The organism is Gracilibacillus sp. JCM 18860, from assembly GCF_055395245.1.
The window spans coordinates 2,083,537-2,109,395 of the sequence record NZ_AP043868.1; the positions used below are offsets into that span (position 1 = coordinate 2,083,537).

25 protein-coding genes and 1 riboswitch are annotated in these 25,859 nt (G+C 37.3%); of the genes, 10 read left to right on the forward strand and 15 right to left on the reverse strand.

Annotated elements, in window-relative coordinates; genetic code table 11:
• Nucleotides 1–246: 246 nt before the first annotated feature.
• The 3 genes from ACZ5R4_RS10505 to ACZ5R4_RS10515 form a co-directional block, all read right to left on the reverse strand.
• Entirely contained in the window at nt 247–708 is a 462-nt protein-coding gene (locus tag ACZ5R4_RS10505; protein WP_109984719.1) for an SRPBCC family protein, read from the reverse strand.
• A 338-nt stretch (nt 709–1,046) separates the two neighbouring features.
• Entirely contained in the window at nt 1,047–2,186 is a 1,140-nt protein-coding gene (locus ACZ5R4_RS10510; RefSeq protein WP_109984718.1) for an oligogalacturonate lyase family protein, read from the reverse strand.
• A 180-nt stretch (nt 2,187–2,366) separates the two neighbouring features.
• On the reverse strand, nt 2,367–3,335 hold the full coding sequence (locus tag ACZ5R4_RS10515; protein ID WP_464368447.1) for a ring-cleaving dioxygenase: 969 nt from the start codon (nt 3,333–3,335) through the stop codon (nt 2,367–2,369).
• A 127-nt stretch (nt 3,336–3,462) separates the two neighbouring features.
• Nucleotides 3,463–3,573, forward strand: a riboswitch (TPP riboswitch).
• A 122-nt stretch (nt 3,574–3,695) separates the two neighbouring features.
• Between ACZ5R4_RS10515 and thiW the strand changes: the two genes are divergently transcribed.
• A complete protein-coding gene (thiW, locus tag ACZ5R4_RS10520) occupies nt 3,696–4,169 on the forward strand; it encodes an energy coupling factor transporter S component ThiW (RefSeq protein WP_464368484.1) in 474 nt (157 codons plus the stop codon).
• Nucleotides 4,170–4,261: 92 nt separating this feature from the next.
• Here thiW and ACZ5R4_RS10525 read toward each other — a convergent pair whose 3' ends face one another.
• The 5 genes from ACZ5R4_RS10525 to ACZ5R4_RS10545 all read right to left on the reverse strand — a co-directional run bounded on the left by ACZ5R4_RS10525 (nt 4,262) and on the right by ACZ5R4_RS10545 (nt 11,726).
• Nucleotides 4,262–4,498 (reverse strand): DUF362 domain-containing protein, encoded by a 237-nt coding sequence (locus tag ACZ5R4_RS10525; RefSeq protein ID WP_054788484.1) that lies wholly within the window; start codon nt 4,496–4,498, stop codon nt 4,262–4,264.
• A gap of 329 nt (nt 4,499–4,827) precedes the next feature.
• A complete protein-coding gene (locus ACZ5R4_RS10530; protein WP_109984716.1) occupies nt 4,828–5,667 on the reverse strand; it encodes an aldo/keto reductase in 840 nt (279 codons plus the stop codon).
• Between the two features lie 103 nt (nt 5,668–5,770).
• On the reverse strand, nt 5,771–8,131 hold the full coding sequence (gene helD, locus ACZ5R4_RS10535) for an RNA polymerase recycling motor HelD (RefSeq protein WP_109984715.1): 2,361 nt from the start codon (nt 8,129–8,131) through the stop codon (nt 5,771–5,773).
• A 66-nt stretch (nt 8,132–8,197) separates the two neighbouring features.
• Entirely contained in the window at nt 8,198–10,012 is a 1,815-nt protein-coding gene (locus tag ACZ5R4_RS10540) for an ABC transporter ATP-binding protein (RefSeq protein WP_464368448.1), read from the reverse strand.
• Nucleotides 9,999–11,726 carry an ABC transporter ATP-binding protein gene (locus tag ACZ5R4_RS10545; RefSeq protein ID WP_277677985.1) on the reverse strand — a complete coding sequence of 576 codons (1,728 nt, stop codon included), beginning with the start codon at nt 11,724–11,726 and terminating at the stop codon, nt 9,999–10,001. The genes ACZ5R4_RS10540 and ACZ5R4_RS10545 overlap by 14 nt, the downstream gene beginning before the upstream one ends.
• Nucleotides 11,727–11,927: 201 nt before the next feature.
• Between ACZ5R4_RS10545 and ACZ5R4_RS10550 the strand changes: the two genes are divergently transcribed.
• The 4 genes from ACZ5R4_RS10550 (at nt 11,928) to phnE (ACZ5R4_RS10565) (ending at nt 15,299) form a co-directional block, all read left to right on the forward strand.
• Complete coding sequence (locus ACZ5R4_RS10550; RefSeq protein ID WP_109984712.1) at nt 11,928–12,842, forward strand: phosphate/phosphite/phosphonate ABC transporter substrate-binding protein; 915 nt, start codon at nt 11,928–11,930, stop codon at nt 12,840–12,842.
• A gap of 75 nt (nt 12,843–12,917) precedes the next feature.
• Nucleotides 12,918–13,697 (forward strand): phosphonate ABC transporter ATP-binding protein, encoded by a 780-nt coding sequence (gene phnC, locus ACZ5R4_RS10555; protein WP_054860718.1) that lies wholly within the window; start codon nt 12,918–12,920, stop codon nt 13,695–13,697.
• Nucleotides 13,690–14,490 carry a phosphonate ABC transporter, permease protein PhnE gene (phnE, locus tag ACZ5R4_RS10560; protein ID WP_464368449.1) on the forward strand — a complete coding sequence of 267 codons (801 nt, stop codon included), beginning with the start codon at nt 13,690–13,692 and terminating at the stop codon, nt 14,488–14,490. The genes phnC and phnE (ACZ5R4_RS10560) overlap by 8 nt, the downstream gene beginning before the upstream one ends.
• The gene (phnE, locus tag ACZ5R4_RS10565) at nt 14,490–15,299 is read left to right on the forward strand and encodes a phosphonate ABC transporter, permease protein PhnE (protein ID WP_109984710.1); all 810 of its coding nucleotides are present in this window, start codon (nt 14,490–14,492) and stop codon (nt 15,297–15,299) included. Before phnE (ACZ5R4_RS10560) ends, phnE (ACZ5R4_RS10565) begins: the two co-directional genes overlap by 1 nt.
• A 677-nt stretch (nt 15,300–15,976) precedes the next feature.
• Here the strand turns inward: phnE (ACZ5R4_RS10565) and ACZ5R4_RS10570 are convergent.
• Together ACZ5R4_RS10570 and ACZ5R4_RS10575 are read right to left on the reverse strand one after the other, a co-directional pair.
• The gene (locus tag ACZ5R4_RS10570) at nt 15,977–16,894 is read right to left on the reverse strand and encodes a DUF1002 domain-containing protein (protein WP_109984709.1); all 918 of its coding nucleotides are present in this window, start codon (nt 16,892–16,894) and stop codon (nt 15,977–15,979) included.
• Between the two features lie 116 nt (nt 16,895–17,010).
• Nucleotides 17,011–17,388 (reverse strand): RidA family protein, encoded by a 378-nt coding sequence (locus ACZ5R4_RS10575; RefSeq protein ID WP_109984708.1) that lies wholly within the window; start codon nt 17,386–17,388, stop codon nt 17,011–17,013.
• 104 nt (nt 17,389–17,492) lie between these two features.
• Here ACZ5R4_RS10575 and ACZ5R4_RS10580 point away from each other — a divergent pair, with 104 nt between their 5' ends.
• Nucleotides 17,493–17,894 (forward strand): secondary thiamine-phosphate synthase enzyme YjbQ, encoded by a 402-nt coding sequence (locus ACZ5R4_RS10580; RefSeq protein WP_109984707.1) that lies wholly within the window; start codon nt 17,493–17,495, stop codon nt 17,892–17,894.
• 118 nt (nt 17,895–18,012) lie between these two features.
• Nucleotides 18,013–18,387: a PH domain-containing protein gene (locus ACZ5R4_RS10585; protein ID WP_054860721.1), complete on the forward strand. Its 375-nt coding sequence runs from the start codon at nt 18,013–18,015 to the stop codon at nt 18,385–18,387.
• A gap of 79 nt (nt 18,388–18,466) precedes the next feature.
• Here ACZ5R4_RS10585 and uxaC read toward each other — a convergent pair whose 3' ends face one another.
• Together uxaC and ACZ5R4_RS10595 are read right to left on the reverse strand one after the other, a co-directional pair.
• Entirely contained in the window at nt 18,467–19,867 is a 1,401-nt protein-coding gene (gene uxaC / locus ACZ5R4_RS10590) for a glucuronate isomerase (protein ID WP_277677990.1), read from the reverse strand.
• Between the two features lie 21 nt (nt 19,868–19,888).
• Entirely contained in the window at nt 19,889–21,361 is a 1,473-nt protein-coding gene (locus tag ACZ5R4_RS10595; RefSeq protein WP_054860723.1) for a tagaturonate epimerase family protein, read from the reverse strand.
• A 148-nt stretch (nt 21,362–21,509) separates the two neighbouring features.
• Here ACZ5R4_RS10595 and ACZ5R4_RS10600 point away from each other — a divergent pair, with 148 nt between their 5' ends.
• Together ACZ5R4_RS10600 and ACZ5R4_RS10605 are read left to right on the forward strand one after the other, a co-directional pair.
• On the forward strand, nt 21,510–22,502 hold the full coding sequence (locus ACZ5R4_RS10600; RefSeq protein ID WP_277677992.1) for a LacI family DNA-binding transcriptional regulator: 993 nt from the start codon (nt 21,510–21,512) through the stop codon (nt 22,500–22,502).
• A gap of 50 nt (nt 22,503–22,552) precedes the next feature.
• Nucleotides 22,553–22,990, forward strand: a complete 438-nt coding sequence (locus tag ACZ5R4_RS10605) for a PH domain-containing protein (protein WP_054788478.1) — start codon at nt 22,553–22,555, stop codon at nt 22,988–22,990.
• On the opposite strand, the gene larC2 is transcribed toward ACZ5R4_RS10605, so the two are convergent.
• Entirely contained in the window at nt 22,982–23,446 is a 465-nt protein-coding gene (gene larC2, locus ACZ5R4_RS10610) for a nickel pincer cofactor biosynthesis protein LarC2 (RefSeq protein WP_464368450.1), read from the reverse strand. The genes ACZ5R4_RS10605 and larC2 overlap by 9 nt on opposite strands.
• On the reverse strand, nt 23,427–24,047 hold the full coding sequence (locus ACZ5R4_RS10615; protein ID WP_464368451.1) for a TetR/AcrR family transcriptional regulator: 621 nt from the start codon (nt 24,045–24,047) through the stop codon (nt 23,427–23,429). The genes larC2 and ACZ5R4_RS10615 overlap by 20 nt, the downstream gene beginning before the upstream one ends.
• Before the next feature lie 82 nt (nt 24,048–24,129).
• On the opposite strand from ACZ5R4_RS10615, the gene ACZ5R4_RS10620 reads away from it, so the two are divergent.
• Nucleotides 24,130–24,672, forward strand: coding sequence for a hypothetical protein (locus ACZ5R4_RS10620; protein ID WP_277677993.1), 543 nt, complete (start codon nt 24,130–24,132; stop codon nt 24,670–24,672).
• 308 nt (nt 24,673–24,980) lie between these two features.
• Here ACZ5R4_RS10620 and ACZ5R4_RS10625 read toward each other — a convergent pair whose 3' ends face one another.
• Nucleotides 24,981–25,832, reverse strand: a complete 852-nt coding sequence (locus ACZ5R4_RS10625; protein WP_109984701.1) for a sugar phosphate isomerase/epimerase family protein — start codon at nt 25,830–25,832, stop codon at nt 24,981–24,983.
• Between the last annotated feature and the right edge of the window lie 27 nt (nt 25,833–25,859).

Here is a 25,859-nt window from a genome sequence, read left to right on the forward strand (position 1 = left end):
ACGACCTAAATCTAATTTTCATTAGACTTAGGTCTTCTTATATCCATGTGTAGCTTGAGGGAATAGTGAGTAACTCCATTCCAAAGTATTTGAATATTTGATCTGGGTTTTTCGATTTATACAAACATTTTGAACAGAACAGCTTTTCAACTGACAGGTGTAACTGAACCAACTGTATGCGTGGAGAGCAATATTTTTATCCCTTAAAGTGGCTTCTTTCAGGTCAAAAGTCACTAATTCTTCACATTAAACGTGAGCATCAGGGGCTTTGTCAGCTACAACAGCCAGAATGATGTTATGCTCAAGAAGTGCTTTTAACGCGCAGAGCACCATCGTGTATCCCCCCATTGAATCAATGGCATTGTTTACCATATCATCTCCATTGCCTGCAAACCCTGAGTTTGTAATTGAAACAAATGTTTCATTTTCATTTCGCGGGAAAAACGACCACTCGGTTTTTGTGTTGTCCGATGATTCGATCCGAATCAGTTTGTTTTGCTTAATTTCTTTTACATATAGATCATCAGAAACGCCGTACATCTCCCATTCCCATCTAATATGCTTTCCCTCCTCTAATCTTCCACTACTTTTGGTGAACCAAAACTTTGTAGTAATTTCCGGGTTAATAAAAGCTTCAAATACTTCATCAACTGGTCTCCGAATTAGCATTTCTGATTTAACAGTCGGGATATGATTCAATGTTACCATCTTATTTCTCCTTCCTCTTTCTAGCTTCATTCCTTATTTTATTACTTTTGGTATCAATCTTAAGTTTATCATATATGACTGATAAGTATTTCTTTCCGATTGCTTAAAAGTTCATTCTCTATTAAATTCTTGCATAACACATTGGTGTGTATAGATAATCTAAAGTATTGGGAACAACAAGATCTAATTTATAAGGAAAATCGATATTGGATCAGACTTCCGCTTAACTAAGTAATTCATATTCGTTATATATACAACTTTATTTTATTGTTATTATTAAAATACCCTTTGGACAAAAGGATATCCAAAGGGTAAAACGTCGCGATTATATTTCAAAGCTACACATAATCCGGCAGTTCATTTGCATCATCTGGAACATCTACAAGATAAAGATTTGCATAGCCGTTTCGGTCGCTTGTATAAAGTAATTTCTTCCCGTCTGGTGTAAACCTAGGGTGTGCATGAACCTTTTGTACATGAAAGCTACATCTATGCTCACAAAGAACCTTTGGTTTAGAAAATCCATCCTCGTTCTTGTACCATATAATGATATTCTTTAAAGGGGCTCTACCATCTACCACTATTTTTGAAAAATCATTCGAAAAGGCATGCCAATTTACAAAATTAAACTCAACTTCTTCTTCTTCCGTATGATCATATTTAATTTTGCCAAAGAAGCCTGTCCGATCTTGCCTAAATCCATGATAGCCAATTGTTTCTCCATCCTGATACCAATATTCATGTCCAATCATTTCGTCCTCTTCTTTTCTCTCTCTAATTTTCCACACATCCAAAGACTCGATATTAAGTACCCAAATACGATGATCCACCAAATTCCATGGTCCCTCATGGCAAAACGTAATTAATTCTTTTTTTGTTGGAGAGGTATTAATATGGGTAATGAAGTTATCTTCTTGATACACTACTGTTACCTCATTTGTTTCGAGAGAAATCTTGATGATTTGAGATTTTGGTCTTGCTTCCATTAATGCACGATGACCAATATAGCCATTCCCTAGATCTGTATAAACCTTATCTGAGAGATCCTCTCTCTTACAAGTAATTAAGTATTTTCCGTCTGCCGTACAATTTAGGTTTCCACCTAACCATGAGCTTAATTCTTCATATATTACTTTTTCTTTCAAAGTATTTAGATCTAATTCTATTATCTGCTGATCTTTACGAAAGTAAACTCTCGTTTCATCAGGATGTAAACATGGTGAAAGTCCTTCATAGGTTTTATCATGATCAGTCAATTGGGTAATTACACCTGTTTCTATACAGATGCTGAATAAATCTGTTTTATTATTACGATCTGAACAAAATAATAGTTTACGACCTTCGTCATACCAGCCATTCTCCGTAAAATAAAAATGATGACTATGTCCAGTATAGCTTGTTAGTTGGAGAGTAGATATACCAGTAATTCTATCTTGAAATTTCCTCCATTCCGGTTGCCACTCTTTTCCCTTCCCCATCTTCTCATCTCCTTTTTTCTTCTACAATATAAAACATTTACATTTACAATAGCTTACTAACTCTTAATGAACAATGATCCGATTATATATTAACTATACTATTCAGCCAAAAAGAAAAAAGCACCTGATTAGAGGTGCTCATATAACCAATCTATTTCCGTTATCGATCTACCATTTGTCCTATTTTGTATCCAATGGCTCTAACCTCGATTCAATCTCTTCTCGACGGTCTTCTAAAAATGGAGGTAAAGCTAAAGATTCACCCAAATGCTCCGTTTCTTCATCTGTAGCAAACCCTGGTCCGTCTGTAGCCAACTCGATTAAAATACCATTTGGCTCTCGAAAGTATAAGGATTGAAAATAGTATCGATCCACCAATCCTGAGTTTGGTAGTCGTTCCCTTCGAATTTTTTCGTGCCATTTTTCCAATTCTGCTCGGTTGTCGACTCGTAATGCTACGTGATGCACACTTCCACGTCCAGGTCTTTCTTTCTGCAAATCTGAGCTTAGCTCTACATGCAATTCTGCCCCAGTTCCACCCTCTCCAGTTGAGAAAACTTCTACATCTGGCATCCCTTTATTACGAGAAGGGTAGCTTCCAACTTGGCGAAAACCTAATAATTCTGTTAATACTCGTGCAGTAGGGGAGATATCTGGAACGGTTAATTGAACAGGCCCAAGACCTGTAATCGCTTTGTCTTGTGGAACTGCACTATTTGTCCATGGAATACCAGAAGCTACCCCTTGGTTGGTCTGATCTGACACTAAAACTAATCGTTGGTTTTCATGATCACGAAATCGAATTACCTTTCTCCCAAATTGCTCTCCCATTCCCTCATGATTCACTTTAAATTGCCGAAAACGATCTAACCAATAGGCTAGAGCTTCATCATCTGGTACCCTTAAAGAAGTTTGTGAAATACTTTGATTCCCAGTATAGGTGTGTCCTGCTCTTGCTATTTCAAAAAAGGTAAGATCTGTACCAGGACTTCCTTGTTCATCGGCATAAAATAAATGATACATACTGGGGTCATCCTGGTTTACCGTTTTCTTTACTAATCTCATCCCAAGCACGTTAGAATAAAAACGATAATTGTCCTTAGCATTAGCAGTTATTGCTGATACATGATGGATACCTTTTAATTCCATGTAGTCACCCCTCCACGTTGTTCTATTCTACAATTATATGACAAAATATCTCGAATTCAAAGTAATTAGCATCACCTATTGACTTTTCACCCACTTATGATAAAATTTTCATTAAATTCTATACGTGTATAACTACTAGGGGTGCCAATGAATGGCTGAGAGAGAAGCACATGTGCTTTTCAACCCTTAAGGACCTGATCTGGTTTATACCAGCGGAGGGAAGTAGCTGATCTTACTATTGGTATGTGAAGCCAGGTCCATTTTGGAGCTGGCTTTTTATATTTTCCCTCTACTACCGTTTTCTATACACAAAAATAAGGGGAGAATATTGTGAAAAAAAGAACATTAATACTTACAACGATGGCAGTATATGTCGCGGTTGGAACGATTGGATCACAGTTTTTATGGTTTCCAACTGGCATCGCCAAAGCCTATCCTGTTCAACATGCCGTTAACGTGATGGCAGCCGTAACTCTAGGGCCAATTCCGGCTTTATTGATTGCATTTGTGATCGGTCTATTGAGAAATCTTCTTGGACTAGGTACACTATTAGCATTCCCAGGTGGGATGATTGGTGCATTACTTGCAGGAATTCTTTATCGACTAACAAGTAAGAAACAAATGTCAGCAGTTGGAGAAGTGATAGGTACAGGTGTTGTTGGTTCCTTTCTATCTGTCCCATATGCTTATCTTCTTATGGGCACTTCTGTTGGGGCACTTGCCTTCCTACCAGGCTTTTTAGTAAGTAGTGTCACTGGTGCTTTAATTGGACTTTTGATTCTATCAAAGATAAAAACTACGAATCTGTTACACCAACCACTTTCCTCTAAGTAAAGAAAATGCGACCATGCTTATGATGGTCGCATTTTGCTATTACTACGTTAGAAACTCGTCTTTTTTAACGAATAAGTTAGCTTTTTAATTTTCTAACGTGCAAAATATGCCTCTGCTTTTTCCAAGAAAACTTCCTGTTCAGGAGTAAGATCATACTCCTCTTCGATGGCATCCACTGGACAGACAGCTTTACATGCCCCACAGTCAATACACACATCAGGATCTATATAAAATTGATCTGGACCTTCTACAATACAGTCAACTGGACAAACAGTAGTACATTCACCAGCTTTTTCTGCCTGACAAGGTTCCGTTATTACAAAAGCCAATTCGAAACCCCCTTAAGTGTTTAAATCTATTAACTACGATATCTTATCTTCCTAGCATTTTGCAAGAAAAAGCGCCTGGGACAAAAGATTAGTAAGAAGGAAAAAATCCGAACGTTAATATTTCTGCACTGCAATCGCTTCGTCAAAATACTTCGCTTTCCGTGGGCACGGCGATCTGCTAACTTTGCAAAGAAAACCGCTTTGCAAAGTGGATCTTCAGCTCGTGCTGTTCCCACTGGAGTCTGCGTATTTTGACTACGCTTAGTCAGAATATTGTTCGGATTTTGATTCTCTCTATTTAGTTATGTCTCAGCGTCTTTCTTTTTTTATTATCTCTTATCAAAATCATCTGGGTCTGGTCCGATACGCTCTTCCTTATTCAGATCAGCAATTAATTTCATCTCTTCTTCTGATAATTCAAAATCGAACACATCGGCATTTTCATGAATACGATGTTGTTTCACCGATTTCGGAATTGTCACAACCTCTTTTTGTAGATCCCATCGTAAAATAACCTGAGCGGTTGATTTTCCATGATGCTTCGCAATTTTAGTTATCGTCTCATCAGATAAAATTTGACCTTGCTTTAAGGGAGACCATGCCTCTAGCTGTATGTTGTGCTTTTTACAAAATTCATGTAAGCTTTTTTGTTGTAGATGTGGATGGAATTCTACTTGATTTACCATCGGCACAATCTTTGCCTCAGTTAATAAATCCTCCAAGTGATGCTCTTTGAAGTTACTTACACCAATAGCACGAATTTTGCCATCCTGATATAGCTTTTCCATCGCCTTCCATGTTTCCTTGTATTTATTTTGCTTTGGTACTGGCCAATGGATTAAATATAAATCTAAATAATCTAAACCTAATTTTTGTAACGTCGTTTCAAAAGCTTGTAACGTTTCTTCATAGCCTTGATCTTTGTTCCAAAGCTTTGATGTGATAAATAGTTCTTCGCGAGGAATTCCTGATTCTTTTATGGCCTGTCCTACACCTTCTTCATTTTTATAGACGGCGGCAGTATCAATACTCTTGTAGCCATGTTCGAGAGCCCATTTTACAGAATTAATGACTTCTTCTCCATCTTCCACTTGGAAAACACCAAGACCAAACCAAGGCATTTCTACCCCATTGTTTAACGTTGTGGTGGATTGTAAACTTTTCACCATTTTCATTCCTCCCTTTGTTTCACTACGATATTATCTTCCCACAAAATGCTCGATAATGAAAATAAGTAGCTCAACTTAAATAGTGACCGTTTTGAAACGATCACTATTTTTTCGCCATAATCTCGTGAATTTTATAATGCTTGAATCTTGCTTTAGGTACTTCATCTATAAAACGGCTTGGGCGTCCAATAGAAAATAGTGCAAGCTCATGCATTGCTCTCGTGCATGCTGTATAAAACAGATTTCGATCTAAGGCGTGATGGAAGTTTTTGTCAGAAGCATTGCTCAGAATAACAGCATCAAACTCTATTCCCTTTGCAAGATATGCGGGAATAATCACAATTCCTTTACTAAAGGTATGTGCTTCTTGTGTCATTAAGCTGACAGGAATGCGATGACGTAGTCTTTCGTGTAATTGCTGGCATTCCTCCATGGTCTTACCAACAATGGCAATCGTCTCATGGCCCTGATCCCGAAAGAGTCGTATTTGTGAAATCATTTTTTCTTCTGCCATTTCATTTTGTTCAACTTCCATTAGAATAGGAAGATTCCCCTCTCTTTCGAAGGGTTCAATCAAATCACCATTAGGCATAAAAGCTTTCGTAAAAGATACAATCGGTTCTGTTGATCGATAGCTTTTCGTCAATACAATTCTTTCATGCTTTTCCTCTAATTTCTCAGATAGCAACGTCTCATTTTCTAGTGCATGAGCATAGATTGCTTGATTAATATCTCCTAATAAGGTCATCCTGCTAACAGGAAACATTTTTTTCAATAAAGCAAATTGAAATGGCGTGTAATCTTGTGCTTCATCAATAAACAAGTGCTGGATCGTACGTTGTGCGTTGAAACCGAGCAGACTTTTTTCGAAATAAATATATGCTGGAGCATCCTCCCATGTTAAAAATTTCTTCTTTAAATGATTATCTGTTAATCGGCATATTTCCTCCCAATGTGATGGAAGGGAAATGTTCTCCTTAACTTGGAAAGAAGGTTGAAATAATTTTCGAAATGTTTTTAATGGGTCAACAAAAGCCAATTTTCTTATTTTGAGACGAAGTGGTCTTAATTTACTTGCTACCACCCTTTTTCTTAATAGTGCCTCTTCCCGTTCATAATCATCAAAGGTATCCTCTGTGAACCGATTTTCTTCCTGTAATGTATGGTGGACATCGACATAATCTTCTTTTTCCAGCAATTCACTTTCCTCAAGTACCCAATCCTTTTCTCTTTCGTATTTTTCAACTTTTTTTAACTGATGTAATAACCAGTTAGCAACTTTTTCCAAACGTTCTGGAATAGAAAGGTTGGATTCTGTTCGATAAAAATATTGTTCGATTGCCTTCTTAGGAATAATAATCTGGCCACGAAAAGTAATATTTCGAAAAACTAAACCATTGCTTGCTAGCTGTGCTAAATAGTCATCGATCACATGCTTATAGGATAGACTAGCTTTATAATGCATTGCCTCTACTCTTGCTGTATAATTATCACCCTTTTCCTGCAAATAGTACTCCATTTGCTCAAAAGGGGTTTCTAGTTGAAAACTATCATTTAACTGTAGGTGTAAGTATTGATAAAAAGTCATTTGCTGCATATTATCCTCACCTAGCTCAGGCAATACTGTCGCAACATAGCTATTGAACAATGGATTCGGCGAGAATAGGACAATCTGTTCTGAGGTTAAGGTCTCTCGATAACGATATAGAAGATAGGCCACCCTTTGTAATGCGGCAGATGTCTTACCACTTCCAGCAACTCCTTGTACGACTAATACCTTACTTCTCTCGTTACGAATAATTTGGTTCTGTTCTCGTTGAATAGTGGCCACAATGCTTTTCATTTTTGTGTTTGCCTGATTCCCCAATACAGACTGTAATAAATGATCTCCTATTGTGAGACCAGTGTCAAACATTCCTTTTAGTTCGCCATTTCTTATCATATATTGACGTTTTAGTGTTATTTCCCCGGAAATATTTCCTTGAACTGTGTCGTAATTTGCTGGACCTGGAGGAAAATCGTAATACATACTCGCTATTGGAGCTCTCCAATCATAGACTAGGAAATCATTTTCTTCTTTATCCAAAACAGAGGCAAGCCCAATATAAATTGGCAGCTCCTTCTCTTCTCTCTCTGGTCGAAAATCAATCCGTCCGAAATAAGGGGTATCCTTCAAACGCTCTAAAATATCTAGTCTTTCGCTTACCTGCCCATGGCTCCGCTCACGTTCGGAGAGGAATTCTGCTTGCTGCTTTATACTTGCTTCTGTTTCAATTTTATCATCCATTTCTTCTATATTAACGGTAACGTCTTCCCAGAAATCACGACGAATATCGATCACGTCTTTTTTTAGCTGCTTCGCCTTTGTTTGTAAAAGATTAATTTTGCGTTTAATTTCCGCTACTACTTCATCGACTCTTTTTTGTTCCTGTATTCGTTCATGCTTTTGTCTATCTTCCGTCATTTTTTCACCTCCATGACGCTTACTTTTACTATACCCAATAATTTCAAAAGTTTTATACCGGTAAAATTATCCATGACCAGTTTTTTGTTGTGTTGCTACTAGATTAGCATAAAAACCACCTTCATGTATAAGTGTTTGATGATTTCCTTGCTCTAAAATTTCTCCGTCCTTCAAGACAAGTATCAAATCAGCTTCTTGAATGGTGTTCAATCGATGAGCAATAACGAAACTAGTTTTCCCTTTCATTAATCGTTTTAACGCATCGGTTATCTTTATTTCGGTAATGGTGTCAATACTACTCGTTGCTTCGTCTAATATAAGAATGGATGGGTTGCGCAACATAGCTCTAGCGATTGAAATTAGCTGTCTTTGACCTTGGCTAATTCCATGTCCATTTCCTTCTAGTATCGTATCATATTGATCTGGAAGCTGCTCAATAAAGGAATGGGCATTGGCAAGCTTTGCTGCTGTCATCACTTCTTCATCTGTTGCATCAAGCTTTCCATACCGAATATTTTCTCTTATAGTTGTATCAAATAAATAGGCATCCTGTAAGACAATTCCTAGTTGATCACGTAAGCTTGCATAAGAAATAGCGGAAATATCCTGACCATCTAATAGGATACTGCCATTATAATGCTGGTAAAACCCTGCTAATAAAGAAATAATGGTTGTTTTCCCCGCGCCCGTTGGTCCGACAAGTGCAATCGTTTGACCAGGCTTTGCATGAAAAGAAACATTTCTTAATACTTTCTCTTCCTCATTATATGAGAAAGTTACCTTTTGGAACAATACATCTCCGTCAACGTTTGTCAGTGATTGTTTCTTTTTCCTTTCCTCCGGCTCTTCATCCATTACCTCAAACACACGCTCTGCCCCTGCAACTGCTGAGAGAATAATATTAAATTGGTTGGCTAAGTCATTCAATGGTCGGGTAAACTGACGGGCATAAGTCGTAAAGGTAACAATGATTCCGATGGAGACACTTGTGGCGTTTGTAGATAATACAACCCAACCACCTATACCGACGATAATTGCAAAGCTAAAGTTGTTTAATGTATTCATCAATTTAGGAATAAATCCAGAATAGACTTGTGCCCAGTACCCTACATTTCGTAATGGTTGATTGTGGCTGTCAAATTGGTCGATTACCCTGTGTTCTTGATGAAATAGTTTTACCATTGTATGGCCAGATAAGGTTTCCTCTAAAAAACCATTCATTTTCCCCAATTCATTCTGTTGTTGTTTGAAATATTTTCCTGTTCTATTCGTAATCCACTTCATCCCAAAAAACATCATCGGAACTATCGTTAACGTCATCCATGTTAGCAATGGGCTAAGCCAAAACATGACAGCTAATGTTCCGACTAATGTCAATATACTCGTTGTTAATTGGATAACCGCTGTATTCAATGTACGACTGACATTCTCTATATCATTCGTCAGCCGACTCATCAAATCCCCACTTTGAGATTTTTGGAAATATAAAAGTGGTAAAAGAAGAACATGTGCAAATAAATCTTTTCTCATAGAATAGACAGTTTGTTGCGAAATCTCGATCATCCAATAATTTTGCAGGGCTAACGTTAGGGAATGAAAAATAAATACGACAATGAGAATACCTAAAATTTGTGAAAAAGTAAATAAGTTTGCCTCTCCTGTCATTGTATCAACAGCTACTCCTATAAAATAGGGGCCTAACAATCCTAGGATGGAGCTAAGAACAACAAAGAAAATAACAAGCCAAAATAACCAACGATCTGTTGCCATGTAACTCCATATTCTCCTCACCGTATAACGTAAATTTTTCACTTTTGGCTTTTTCCCAATCGGAGGGTGGTGTCTTGATTTAAGAATGTTAGATTGGTTACTCTGTTTCATTAGTTCCAATTCCCTCCTTCTTCTGGGATCTCCACATCTTTTGGTACAGTGGAAGCTTTTGCATTAATTTCTCATGTGATCCTATTCCTTTTATTTTCCCTTTATCGAGAATGATAATTTGATCGGCATCGATAACAGAACTAATCTTTTGTGAAACAATAAAGGTAGTACATTGTCGTTCACGAATGGCTTCTAGTACAAGGTGTTCTGTTGCAGCATCAAGGGCACTCGTACTGTCATCTAACAACAGAATACTTGGATTATCTGCTAGTGCACGGGCGATCGACAAGCGTTGCTTTTGACCACCAGATAAATTCACTCCTCGTTGACCAATTAGTGTTTCGTATTTTTCGGGTAATGTTTCAATAAAAGTATGTAACTGTGCTTCTTTCGCGACTTTTTCAATTTCATCGGCGGTTAAATGGTCATTCCCCCAAGAGATATTTTCACGGATCGTACCTGAGAAGAGAAACCCTTCCTGTGGCACTAGGGTGATATCATGTCGCACCTTGTTTCCCCACTTTTCAATTGGCACATGATCGATCTTAATCATACCACTTGTTGCTTGATACAAATAGGGAATCAAATGAAGTAAGGTTGTTTTACCAGAACCAGTTTCACCGAGAATACCAATTTTTTGCCCTGATTCTACCTCAAACGATATAGAATGTAATGTGAGTTGATCAGATTTCGGATATTGGAAGGATACTTTTTCAAAGCAAACCCCTCCCTTTACCAAGCCTTTCACCGAAGTGGTAGATACCGCATCATCTGTTGCAGTATTAAGAATTTCATTTATTCTGATTGCGGAAGCTCTTCCTCTTGAAAGGTTCATCAATAAAAAGGAAAAGACACCGAAGGAAGCAAGCATTCTTGTCGCATAATTAATGATTGCGACAACCTCACCTGCTTGAGCAGATCCTGATTCAAGCTGTACTGCCCCAAACCATAATAGGACAATCATGGCGATATTCATAATTAGCATCACAATCGGCATCACCATTTCCATTACCCATAAGGCTTTTTTATTTTGTTCCTTTAAGGAATGATTCACCTTAGAAAAACGTTTCTTTTCGAATCCAATCCGATGAAAAGCTTTCACTAATTTTATCGCAAGTAAGTTCTCACGAATAATGTTATTCACCTGATCGATTTTCTCTTGTACCATGCGGAAAAGATTCATTCCTTTTACCATGAGAAAAATCATAATGATAAACAATACTGGAATAGTGGATAATAAAATAAATGCTAATGATGGATTAATGGTAAAGGACATTACTATACCAAAAATGATAAATAATGGTGCACGAAGCATTATTCGCATAAAGGCAAACAGCAAGCCCTGTATTTGGGTAACATCATTTGTGAGCCTTGTTAATAAGGTAGATGTCTGAAACTGTTCTATCTTCATAGCAGAGAACATCTGCAATTGGTGAAACATATCTTTTCTAAGATCATAGCCAACACCTTGACTCACCTTTGCAGCAAAAAAGGAACTGCTTATTCCTGCAATAAATGCAGCCAGTGTCATGAATAATAAAATAGCCCCATAAAAATAAATCGTCTCCATATCTCCAGCTATAATCCCATCATCAATTATTTTGGACATAATCATTGGTTGGACTAATTCCACAATTAATTCAACAATCATGAGCGCTAATGCGATGAACATCGCCGTTTTATACAGCATGGCATATTGAAATACTTTTTTCATACTCTTCCCCCAAATCAGCTTACTTCTTTATTATATAGGAAGTAAAACGCTTACTCCATTTAATTGTATTTTTAAACTGACGTAAAATTTATAAATTTTTTGATAGTTTTGTTAGGTTTTGGTAAATACCCTAGATTTCCACATTTTTTGTATAGATAATACTATTGTAATGCAAAAAGATCTCTAGGGGGAAAAGAAAGAATGAAAAAAATAGGCTGGCTTTTTATTTCAATGATTGCTGTTCTAATCATTGCAGGCTGTGGTAGTAGTGACGGAGAAGCAAGCGGAGGTGGAGAAGGAACACCTGATAAATTGGTCATGGGATTCGTCCCTTCACAGGATTCGGATACGATTGCTGATACGGTAAAACCTTTAGCGGACAAGCTTGCAGAAAAACTTGGGGTAGAGGTTGAAGGAAAAGTAATGACAAACTATACAGCACTCGTTGAGGCAATGGGTACAAATGAAGTACAGATCGGTTTCATCCCTGCTTTTGCCTATGTATTAGCAAACGAAAAGCATGATGTGGAGGTAATTCTTAAGTCTGAGCGTTATGGCAGTGGAACATATAAAGCACAATATTTAGTACGTTCAGATTCGGATATTAAAAATCTAGAGGATTTAGAAGGAAAAGTTTGGGCATATGGTGATCCTACCTCTACAAGTGGATACTTGTTCCCAGCTGCACAAATAATGGACGAGTTTAATGTGGAGAATCCTGAAACAGACTTCTTCAGCAATTCCATTCAAACTGGTGGCCACGACAACTCAGCAATTGCTGTCTACAACGAAGAAGCTGATGTGGCAACAACTTTTGATGATGTTCGTACAGAATTAGAAGAAGAATACCCAGACATAATGGATAAATTAAGCGTTCTTACGTATACCTCTGAAATTCCAAATGATACGATTTCTGTCACAAGTGAACTAAATGATGAATTTGTACAAAAAATAAAGGATACCTTCTTAGGCTTTAATGAAGAGGAAGAAATGATTAAAATTATGAATGATGTATACAGCTGGGATGCTATTATTGAAGCTGAAGATAGCGAATATGATGTTGTAAGAGACACGTATGAGAAATTTAGTGACTCCATTAGTATCAATGATCTTTAAAATTTTGAAAATAACAGGAGAGAGCACGCTCTCTCCTGTTTTTCCATCTAATTAGAGAAAGAAAGGGACAGTGTCATGATTGAATTTCAGAATGTTTCCCTTGTCTATCCCAACGGAACCCAAGGGTTGAAAGATATCAATATTAAAATTAATCAAGGAGAATTTGTTGTTATTGTCGGACTTTCTGGTGCTGGTAAGTCAACGTTTATACGGAGTATTAATCGACTAGTGACTCCAACAGACGGAGCGTTATTAGTAGATAGCAACGATATTCTTCGTTTAAAAGGCAAGGAGTTACGCAAGCTCCGAACGAAGATCGGCATGATTTTTCAAAACTATAACCTTGTTAGGCGTTCGACAGTAATGAAAAATGTTATTTCCGGTAGATTGGGTTATACCGGAACATGGAAAAGCATTTTTAATATTTTTTCTAAAGAGGAACAACTACTTGCTTATGAAAACTTAAAGAGAGTAAATATTGAGGAAAAGCTCTATAATCGTGCCGATGAATTAAGTGGCGGACAACAACAAAGGGTAAGCATTGCTCGTGTCTTGACACAACAGCCAAAATTAATTTTGGCAGACGAGCCTGTCGCAAGCCTTGATCCTCCTACCTCTCATCAGGTCATGCAATATTTAAAGCAAATTAATCAAGAAGACCATATTACAACGATTGTTAATTTGCATTTTATCGATATGGCAATCGAATATGCAGATCGTATTATCGGCATGCGAGCAGGTGAGATCGTATTCGATGGGCCAGCGAGTGAAGTGACGGAGAAGACATTTGAAGAGATCTATGGTCGATCGATCCGTGAAGAGGATAAGCGTGGAGGAGGGGAAATCGATGGATAAGAAAGCATCCTTCATTCCTCGGGGTCTATACCCTCTCAGAACAAAACGAATTTTTACTATTTCTGCTGTTGTTGTGATCGGCTTTTATTTACTTAGTTCCATCATTACTGAATCCTTTATAATTGATTTTTTCATCAAAATTCCGAACATCTTTGGCCTAATCGGTGATTTCTTTCCACCAGATTGGGGATATGTCGAGCAAATTTGGCCAAAGTTGTTTGAAACAATCCATATGGCGATTATTGCAACAACTCTTGCCGTATTGATCAGTATTCCTTTTTCCCTATTAGCTGCTAGAAATGTCATGACTAATTCCATTATTTATCAATTTATGCGATTTATCTTAAATATTATTCGCACCATACCTGACATTATATTAGCTGTAGTTTTCGTTGGATTATTCGGAATTGGCGCTTTTTCTGGTATTATCGCTTTAATTATTTTTGCCGTTGGAATTCTAGTAAAATTAATGAGTGAAATTATTGAAGCAATAGATATGAATCCTACGGAGGCGATTCGATCAACTGGAGGAAATGCACTTCAAACGATTAGTTATGCGATTGTACCACAAATCCTACCCCAATTTATCTCTTTTAGTTTATATGTTTTTGAGATTAATATACGGGCATCTGTCGTTCTTGGACTCGTCGGTGCAGGTGGGGTTGGACAATTAATCAATAAAGAAATTAATTTCATGAACTATCCTGCTGTAAGTACGATCGTTATCATCATTTTTGTAGTAGTTGTCATCATTGACTTCCTAAGCGCAAAGTTAAGGGAGGGTCTTTTGTAATGGCGAAAAATGTTGAAATTACCCTTCCGACAAAACCACGAAGTAAATGGACTTTAATAAAACGAATCATAACTTTGATAATTATTGTATGGATTTATATTTGGACGATCTCAAGTGTTACGATTAAATGGGATGTCATTTTTAGTTCAAGAACAATGGAGAATTTCGATCGAATAATTCCAAGATTTTTCCAACCTGCATGGCAGGAAACCTCTTCTATTTTCGGTAAGATGTTCGAGACAATTTTTATTGCCTATACTGGCTCATTAGCTGCTGCTGTTCTTGCGGTTCCACTTGCCTTTTTATGTGCCACCAATATTGTACGAAATAAATTTTTAAATAATATCGGAATGTGGATTCTCGGGGCAGTTCGAGCTTTTCCTGAAATTATTTTGGCGATTATTTTTGTTGCGGCTGTTGGCCCAAATGCTTTTGCCGGAGTACTTGCCATTGCGATTGGTTCAACTGGAATGTTAGGAAAATTGTATGCGGAAGTAATAGAGTCGATCGATATGGATATTATGGAAGCATTGGAAGCAAGCGGTGCGAATAAATTACAAATCCTTTTTTATGGGATTTTACCACAGGTCTTGCCCGAGTTTTTATCCTATGCTATTTATCGGTTTGAAATCGATGTTCGCGCATCCTCTGTTCTTGGTATTGTAGGGGCAGGAGGTATCGGAACACTCATTACGTTTGCTTATATGAATCGGAACTGGGAAGAGGTCGGAATGATCCTTTTAGTTATTATTATCACTGTCACGATCATTGACCAGATTTCTGGGTTTATCCGGAAAAGATTAGTATAGGTGGATGTTCAATTGTAATACGTCTGTGTTCTTGCTTGAAGCTATGTGGACATCCTTATGGCGGGAGTATTTGTTAAAATGTATTTTATTAGGGTTTTAATCATTACTTCGGCGAGAGGCTCCGCTTATAATGCGTTTTTATACAGGCTATAATCATCACTTCGGCGAGAGGCTTCGATTGAAATGCGTTTTATCCGATCTTTAACCATCATTTCGACAAGAAGCTTCGCTTATAATGCGTTTTATACGATCTTTTAATCATCACTTCAGCAAGGCGCTTAGATTATAACGCGTTTTATACGATCTTTAATCATCACTTCGGCGAGAGGCTCCGCTTATAATGCGTTTTATACAGGCTATAATCATCACTTCGGTGAGAGGCTTCGATTGAAATGCGTTTTATCCGGGCTATAATCATCACTTCAGCAAGGCGCTTCGCTTATAATGCGTTTTATACGATCTTTAATCATCACTTCGCAAAGGGGCTTCGCTTATAATGCGTTTTATACGATCTTTAATCATTACCTCGGCAAGGGGCTCCGTTTATAATACGTTTTATTATGGTAGTATTCGTTCTTGTTTATCAAATGCTTCAATGCACGCAAGAATATAAAAATTGAACAAAGAAAGCACTGCCTAAACATGCGCAGTGCTTTCACCAAGCTAAGTCAGATTCATCAATTAAACAATCCTCTAATTCCATCAACGATATTTTTGAAAAAATCCTTGACTGATTGCCAGAATCCTTCTGTATCTCCACCGGTCACTTCATCTAATTTTCCTTTTAAATCACTGACAATACTATCTAACTGATCGGTCACTTTACCGAAATCAATATTGATATTACGCATTTTTTCAAATAGGTTTGTTAGCATTTCTCTATCTTCTGGACTCAACTCTATATTTAATTTCTCTAATTGTTCACTAACAATTCTTTCGACATCTTCTTTAGTTGCAGGATTTTGGTCTGCTATTTCCTGCTTAATCTCTGTTAAAAGTTGACTAACCTTTTCTTTTTCAATGCCAGATTGCTCAGTAAGGTCTGTTGCGACATCTAATTCCTCGTTCGCTACTTCCATTCGTTCTTGATCTAACTGCTCCCCATCAACATTAAAGGCTTTGTAAATTCCTGTTAAAGCAGAATGGCCACTTACCTTTAAAGGAGATGCCACTTCAATTAGCGCGTTTTCTACTCCAGCTGTCAGTAAAGCATTGGCATACATCTCATTAGTTACTTGGGTAATATTTTCTGGGTTTACAATATTAACAACAACACCATAACCCTCATTTTTACGTGTAATTTTGGCAGAAGAATACATGTTGGAGCTTGGGTCGCCACCAATAAAATTCACTAGGTCCTCAGCTGTAACGATATATTCCTCCACTTGGTCTGGATCGGTTGCTTTTAGTAAGCTTCGAACCTTGTCCTTTTGTTCCTCAGACAGAGCCTCACCGAGTACGACCTTTGGTTTTCCGTTACGCTCATCTATTCCTACATCATCCGTATTGGTATTACCTTCACTAGCAAAAGCTACTGGCACGATAGCTAGTCCTATCAAAGCTGTTAATACAAGCATCCAAATTAACTTTTTCATAGATTTTCTCCTTTTTCTTAGACTTACACTTATATTATGCAGGATTTATGAAAATATGGGAAGAAAAAAGATAAATCTTCTTTCTAACAAAGCTACTAGAAAGAAGACTATCTACATTACTTTTTGGCGATAACATCCATCTCTACGCCTACTCCTTTTGGTAGTTTACTCACTTCTACCGTCGCACGAGCAGGGTATGGCTCTTGTAAAAACATTGAATAAGTTTCATTAATTGTCGCAAAGTTATCCATATCTGTAATATAAATAGTAAACTTTGCTACATTCGCAAACGTTAGTCCTGCTTCAGAAAGAATTTCTTGAAGATTTTTCATCACCTGCTCTGTTTGTGCCGCAATATCTCCTTCCACTACTTCCATTGTTTCTGGATCTAATGGAATTTGACCAGATACGAAAACTAAATCTCCAATATCTATTGCTTGTGAGTATGGCCCTATTGCTTGTGGGGCTTTATTTGTATGTAGTGCTTTTACCAAATGAATCGCATCCTTTCTATCATTTCCTTCACTTGAAATTTTAACATAGAAACGATTTTTAGTAGAATATTTATAGAGACATTTTTAGAAAGGGTTGAGAACAAATGGAAAAGCTATTCCCATTAAAAACGAGCAAACATGATGAGATGATTGATATTACGTCACATGTTCAGCAATTCATCCAGGAAAATAATGTTGTAAATGGAATTATCATTGTTTCATCGTTACACACGACTGCTGGAATTACGGTAAATGAAAATGCTGATCCTGATGTTAAAACAGACTTCCTACGCCGTTTAGATGAGGTTTACCCTTGGGAGCACCAGAAGGATTTGCATATGGAAGGAAATACGGCTGCCCATTTAAAAGTGAGTACAGTTGGGCATAATCAAACATTAGTGATCTCAGATGGAGAACTAGTGCTTGGAACATGGCAAGGCGTATATTTTTGTGAATTCGACGGACCTAGACATCGGAAATTTCATGTGAAGCTGATCGAAGGATAGCATATCATTTACTACATCTATGCTATTATTCCACTTTTCGCAATAAAGAAAGTGCATGATAAATCGTTCTTGATTATATAATAAGGCAAAGGATAAACAATGAAGGAAGGTTTTAAAGATGGGATTTTTAGATGGACTAATGGGAAATGCTTCTGAAATGAAAGTGAGTGATATCGAAAAGGAATTCTCCACCACTTTAGCACAAGGCGAACAAGTGGAAAAAGCCTACAAATTGATTCGTGATCTGTTTATTTTCACCAATAAACGATTGATTTTAGTGGATAAGCAAGGCGTCACTGGAAAGAAAACAGAAATCCTTTCACTTCCGTATAAAAATATTACCTACTTTAGTATTGAGACTGCTGGGAGCTTTGATTTAGACGCTGAATTAAAAATATGGGTTTCTGGAAGCTCTACTCCATTTCAAAAACAGTTTAATAAAAGCTTGAATATTTATGAGGTTCAGAGTGTATTAGCTAGTTATGTTTTATAGAGGCAAAACAGCCCTTACATGCATTCATCCACGAATGCATGTAAGGGCCGAATAAAAACCATCAGAGCAAAGCACTCCATTAAAAACCAAAATACTCTTTTGCATTATAATAAGAAATATTTTGGACGATTTTTGCTAATGTTTCTTCATCATTAGGATATTCCCCATTTTCCACCCATTCACCAATCAAATTACACATGATGCGGCGGAAATATTCATGACGTGTATAAGATAAAAAGCTTCGCGAATCTGTTAGCATACCGATAAAGCGACTGAATACACCGATATCTGCTAATGTTTCCATTTGGTTAATCATGCCAAGCTTCGTATCATTAAACCACCATGCGGTTCCGAATTGCATTTTCCCAGGAATCCCGCCACCTTGGAAGCTACCAATAAGTGTCGCAATCGTCACATTATCACGCGGGTTCAATGAATAAAGAATCGTTTTCGGTAAAGCATCCGCTTGATCTAATGAATCTAATAGTTTCTGTAAAGGCTTTGCTAAAAGATCATCATTCATCGAATCATACCCAGTATCTGGTCCTAATTCATTAAACATTCTCGTATTGTTATTTCGATGGGCATTAATGTGGTATTGCATCGCCCAGCCCTTTTGGTGATATTGCATTCCTAAGAAGGTAAGGGTATAGGATTTATATTTTTTTTCTTCTTCTAAACTAACTTTATTGCCTGCTAATGCCTTTTCAAAAATACTAGCAACCTCTTCTTCAGACGCTTCTTCATACATCATCACATCCAATGCATGATCCGAAACACGCCCACCGATTTCATGGAAGAAATGGATACGATTAGCAAGTGCCTTCAAGAAAGCATCATAGGAATCAATGGAAATACTAGATGCTTCTGCTAGCTTTTGTACCCATGGAAGGAAGGTTTCACGATTAATTTCTAGTCCTTTGTCTGGGCGGAAGCTTGGTAATACCTTGACATCAAAATCAGCATCTGCCTTAATTTTTTCATGATATTCAAGGGAATCTGTTGGATCATCTGTTGTACAGACCACCTCCACACCTGATTTCACAATAAAATCACGAACATTCCATTCACCACTATTTAATAGATCATTTACTTTATTCCAAATCGCTGGTGCAGTATCTTCATTTAAAGGCTCTTCTATACCGAAATATCTTTTTAGCTCGAGATGTGTCCAATGGTACAGTGGATTACCTATTAGCATTGGGACAGTTTTTGCCCATGCTAGAAATTTCTCATAATCACTGCCATCACCTGTTACGTACTTTTCCTCCACACCATTTGCACGCATTGCACGCCATTTATAGTGATCTCCATATAGCCATACCTTCGTAATATTTTCAAATTTCGTATTCTCATAGATTTCCTGAGGACTTAGGTGACAATGGTAATCAATAATTGGTAGATCCTTCGCATAATTGTGATAAAGTTTTTTAGCAGTTTCATTGGTTAAGACAAAATTCTCGTCCATAAATGCTTTCATTTTATCCCTACTTTCTCTTGATTAAAGTCCTAATAAGTCTAAGTGACGACCAATATGCTTCACTAAGCCTTGACGATACGTATCTTCATTATTCAATAGGGTATCAAAAAATTCTTTGCGGAATAAATCCTCACCTGCTTCATTTTTTGCTGTTAATAAAATTCCATAAGTGACATGGAATAATTGACGAGCTGCATCATGATCCATATATGTTGGTAGATCAGCGTCAGCCGTTTCATTTAATGGAGCAATACTGTCTAAATCAGGTGTTACATGATAATATTTTAATGTTTCTTCAAAATGATCCTCTGCATATACATGCATACGACGATACAGATCCGGATTCTCTACAGCAATAACACGAACAGCCTCTAACCAGTTCGTTCCTGCTGTTTTGATGTGCAATAACCCTTCTGTATACTTACCAATTATCGGGAATACACTGAACTTATCACTACCTGAGTGGATGCTTAGCTTATAACCGAAGTATTTAGCAATCTCTGCATGTTCATGCAATTCCTTTTCAAATTGCTCCAGATCACCGATATAATCAATTCCCTTTTGGAACTCACCGCAAAATCTTGGTGCTAAGCTTTGTACTGTAACTCCTCTTCTTCTTAACTCCTCTGCCACAAAGAAATGAGCCTCTGGTGCTGTTACAGTTTCTGTTTCATCAATGGAAATCTCAAAATCTATTGCTTTTTCCGCCTTTGAAATATACTCATTATAGACATGCTCCATAAAATCTATTGCTTCTCCATATACTAAAACGTTTTTCGCTAAGCTTTCATCGTCAAATGTAATATTCAAGCCTTGTACTTCAAATGTTTTGTTCAAATAATGGTTATAATATTCTTTTCGATCGACAGGTAATCCAGCATATTCCTTTTGAGCATCCTCAACGTCATTTCGGATCTGCTCTGAGCAATCTAATGTAATAAAACTAAAGCCCAATTCTAGAGCATATTCTATGTCCTTTTCTAGTTTGATATGATCTGCATCGGCACCATATCCATCCTTATAGCCTTCCTGGAACACAGCAAAGCTTGCTGCATCTAATATATCTGTCATTGTTCGATTTAATAGGGTTAGTTCTCGAATACTTTGTTGTGCCAAAATTGGTTTTACCTTGCGATTTCGTGTTGTTTCAATATGGCCAGGGGATGCCACACCCAATCGATCTCCAAGTCCCATTGTCGCTATTTCTGTACCAAATGCTTGAGGTACCGTGTAAGCAAAAAATTTATTTAGGACTATACGGTTTTCATGTGTTAACCCACATACTTTTCCACCTGCCACGGTGTCACCTGTCAGGCTATTGAATAGTTCTCCTTGCCCTGCAGCAACTAAATATTTTTCTGTTCCTGCTTTTGCCATTATCACATTTGTTCCATCTTTTTGTTCAAATGAGCTTTCATAAACCGAGATATGATTATTAGAGGCTGGTTGCTTACCTTGCGCTAATGCCTGCACTACATCTGTAAATTGTTCCACTATGTCTCCACTCCTTTTAAATTACATGTTAACGGTTTCAGTTATTTTTAAGAAATAAATAACAACGTTGTTATTTTTATGATATACTATTTAAAAATAGAACACAACCAATAAATAAATATTTTCTAAGAAAGTTATAGGTGATGTTATGTCAATAACCATTAAAGATATTGCTAAAGTGGCTGGTGTTAGCTATTCGACGGTATCAAAAGCATTGAACAATAGCCCGCTAGTAAAGGAAGTAACCAAAAGAAAAATCATTCAAGTCGCTGAAGAAATGGGCTATGAACCAAACTTAGCAGCTAAGCAGCTCGTTCGCAAAAAAACGGAAGTAATTGGACTACTTTGGCCAACTATTGAACGAATTGTACTAGCCACTTTAGTTACGAATATAAGCAAAGCCTTTGAAGCAACTCCATACTCGATGATTTTATCAGTTGATCAACCAGAAACAGCCATTGAAACCTTTAAAAAATTTCAAGTAGATGGCATGATTGTGTTTGAGGAATCGACCAGTTCACCGATCACCCAAGAGAATATACCAATGGTAGCCTATGGTGTGTCGGAAAAAAGAACCTTCTCCTATCCGATTATAGACGCTAATCACGAAAAAGCAATGCAGCATGCAGTCCAATATTTGTACGAGCTTGGACATCGGAATATTGCCTACATTGGTCTCCACGAAACAGACGATGTGCTTCAATTAGAAAAAGTTGAAGGATACACAAAGGCAATGAAGCAGCATGGGTTAACGGGACATACTCAAATTATTGATGCTGGAGGATTAAATTGGTTTGATGGATATAGTGCTGTAAAAGAGATCTTTCATCAACAACAGCAACCAACAGCAATTATTGGTGGAAGCTATGATATTAGTGGAGGTATTCTAAGAGCCCTTCAGGAGAAAAATCTGGAGATTCCAAAGGATATTTCCTTGATTAGCTATGACAATATCCCACAAATGGAAACATTAGAGGTACCCATGACGTGTATCGGTGTACCTGTAGATTTATTAGCAGAGGAAATCGTCCATGCCATTATTGAACAAATTGAATCAAAGGAAGAGAAGAATTTAGTGAAAAAACTATCCCCCATACTAACAGAAAGGGAAAGCTCAGGTCCTGCTCCAAAGAAAAAATAAACGAAACCATTTTACCTCCTATTCCGTAATCAGTCGTAGGAGGTAATTTCATGGTATTTTATTCAAAACTAGACCGTTCTTTTGCCTTATTGATTGGTATCGCTATGATGATTATCACATCAGTTACTCTATTACCGTTGTTTTTAGATCCTCATATTACACGATTAGATGTAGCAATTTTATTATCCATTCTTCTATTGTTAATCGGAATCATCATTTGGCCATTTATCGGCATAAGGTATGTGCTTACAAACGATTATCTTTATGTAAAAGGCGGGCCATTCAGAAGTAAAATTCCATATGGCGATATTACTAAAATCACTTCAACTAACGATATGTTAACAGGCTACCGCATTATGTCGTCTAAGGATGGCGTTGAAATTTACTATAAAAAAGGAATGTTAGGTAGTGTGAAAATTTCACCTTGCAAGAAGGAAACATTTTTACACGAGCTACATAAAAGGTGCCCCCATCTTTCATTATTTTAGCTGTTGCCAAACTGCTGCATAGATATCCTTTAATGGAACTTGATGTAGCTCTGCTAGCTTACGACAATCTTCATATTCAGGGGATGCTTGGATTACTTTCCCTTCCCAAATCCCCTCTTTTATCGTTACTTTTCCCCACTTCGTATCGATTGTTTGCATTTTCCTTTCCATTCGATAAACGGTAAGAGGATAGTAGCGAATACCAAGTGTTGTCGTTTCGGTGAGTATAATCTGCTTAATATTCTCTAAAATATTCTTTTTACAAAGGACTTGGAGTTGTACAGCTGGACGATTTTTTTTCATATAAATGGGTGTATAATATACATCATTTGCGCCCATTTCAAATAATTGATCCATCACATATCCTAGCCATTCGCCAGGTGTATCATCTAAGTTGACTTCTACCTTTAACATCTGTTCATCTGTGTGCTCATGATTAGGAGGATGTAGACTCATTTAGATCATCTCCATTCCATAATGTTTTTAAATGGTACCTCAATGTTGCTATCATTTTTTCATACGTATAAATAGACGGATAGAGTAGATGGTGGGAAGCCATTCCATCTACTAATGGGTGCAAGCGATTTGCCTCCATTTCTAGGTCAATGTCCTTTTTTAATAAATGTTGGGAGTATAGGAATTCTAAAACCCGATACAATCCTTGATGCATATTTTGATACGTTTTTTCTCCAACAGAACGAAGGCTTTGATCGACAAGGGTTTTGGCTGAAAAAACAAACCACACCTCCATTTCTACCCTACGATCAGAGTCAATTGGTAGTACTTCGCTAATAGCATCCACTGCTATTTCAAAGGGGGAGCCTTTGTAATTAGTCGAATGCGTACGATCCATTACCCGCTGTACGACTAGCTCCATTGAAAATTTTAATAATTCAGACTGTGTTGTAAAATAATGTCGTAAGGCCCCAACCGATAAGCCTGATTCTTGTGCTATTTTTCTAACCGTAGCTTGCTCAATTCCTTGCTCGACGATTAACTTCCAGGTTGCTTCTGCAATTTTTATTTTTCTTTTTTCATGATCCACGAATTTTGGCATATTTTTATTTTAACACACTTGTATTATTTAAGAAATGTGATATGATTTAATACAGTTGTACTAAAAAGGAGTGAAGAAAATTTTGATTGCGTGGATTATTATTGCATGTGAGGTAGGCTTTTGGATTTTTGTATTGGCTGGTCTAATCGCTAGATATGTGTTCAATCAACGAAAGTTAGGAAACCTTTTATTAATTTGCACCCCAATTGTAGACTTGTTATTACTCGTGGCAACAGTAATAGATTTAAAGAACGGCGCAGTAGCAACGACGGTTCACGGGATTGCAGCTATTTATATCGGGGTAAGTATAGCCTTTGGCCATCGCATGATTGCATGGGCGGATGTTCGCTTTGCCTATTATTTTCGCAATGGGCCGAAGCCAGATAAGAAGAAAAAATATGGAAGTGAATATGCAAAAATTGAAAGAGAAGGCTGGTTCCGCCATTTATTATCCTGGGTTATTGGTAGTGGCATTATTTTCGCAATTATTTATTATATTAATAATAATCCTCAGACGGAACAGCTTTTCCATATCTTTCGTCTCTGGTCTATTATTTTAATAATAGATTTCCTGATTAGTTTTAGTTATACGGTATTTCCTCGTCAACAAAAAGGCACATTTTAAGTGATGATCTTCGTTTTATCGGATAGTTTGGCTGGAGCTCTCGCTTAGATTGATCGATATCTAGTTTTATTGGACAGTTTTGTCTTGAGCTCTCCCTTGGATTGTCTGATATCTGGTTTTACCAGACAACTCCGCTTGACCTCTCGTTTAAATTGTCCGATATCTGGTTTTATTAGACATTTCAGCCTGATCTCTCAACTGAGATGTCCGATATACAGATTAATTCAGACACCTACACTTGAGCTCTCGCTTGGGTTAGTTATATTTCCCAATTTCATCAGTCTACACTTGGCAATATTGTGAAACGTCTATGCCCCATCTACTTCCGCAAACTTTTTATGCAGATACTTTATACTTTCATCAATATACGGCTCTTTCGTATTTTCCAACAAGACTTCCACAAAGGGCTTATGCTTTTTGATCCAAGAAAATAAATAATCATAGCGCAGCATTCCCTGTCCAACGGGCACCATTTTAATCCAGTTGTCTTCAATAATAAAATCCTTTGCGTGAATCGCTACAATTCTTTCACCAAAGAGCTCAAATGATTCTTGAAACACTTTTGCCTGATTCTGATAATTTTCCATTGACATAAAGTTGGCAGGATCAAAGATAACTTGTAGCTGGCTAGACGGAACCTCATCCAATAAGCGTCTCATCAACTGAGGCGTATGGATCGGGTGATTAATGCCCCCTTCTATCCCAACAATAATGCCCCACTTTTTAGCTTCTTCTACCAATTTACGAATACTTTTTACTACCTTTTGGAATGCTTCTTCTGTAAAATTATCCTCTGTATAACCCATTTGTTCACGAATATTGCCTGTTTCAGAGCCGACGATACTACATCCAAAGTCTTTCGCAAATCGAATATGTTCCTTGAATCTTGCCAAAAGCTGCTTACGTTTTTCTACATTTGGATGGATCATATTAATATAGCAACCTAGTATGGCGATATTTACCTTCTTTTTGGAAAAAGCTTGGTACATATATTTGCCAAAGCCTGGACTTAAGGCTCCTGTTTGGGTCGGGAGATTTGGGAAGGATTTGGCCAATGCTAATTGAACAGAGCCTAATCCTTTGGAAGATACCTCTTCTGCGATCTGCTCTGGATCTTGATAGGTGATATCGTGTGCTCGTATTCCTAGATTAAGTTCCAATATGGACCCTCCTCATCATCAAAAAAT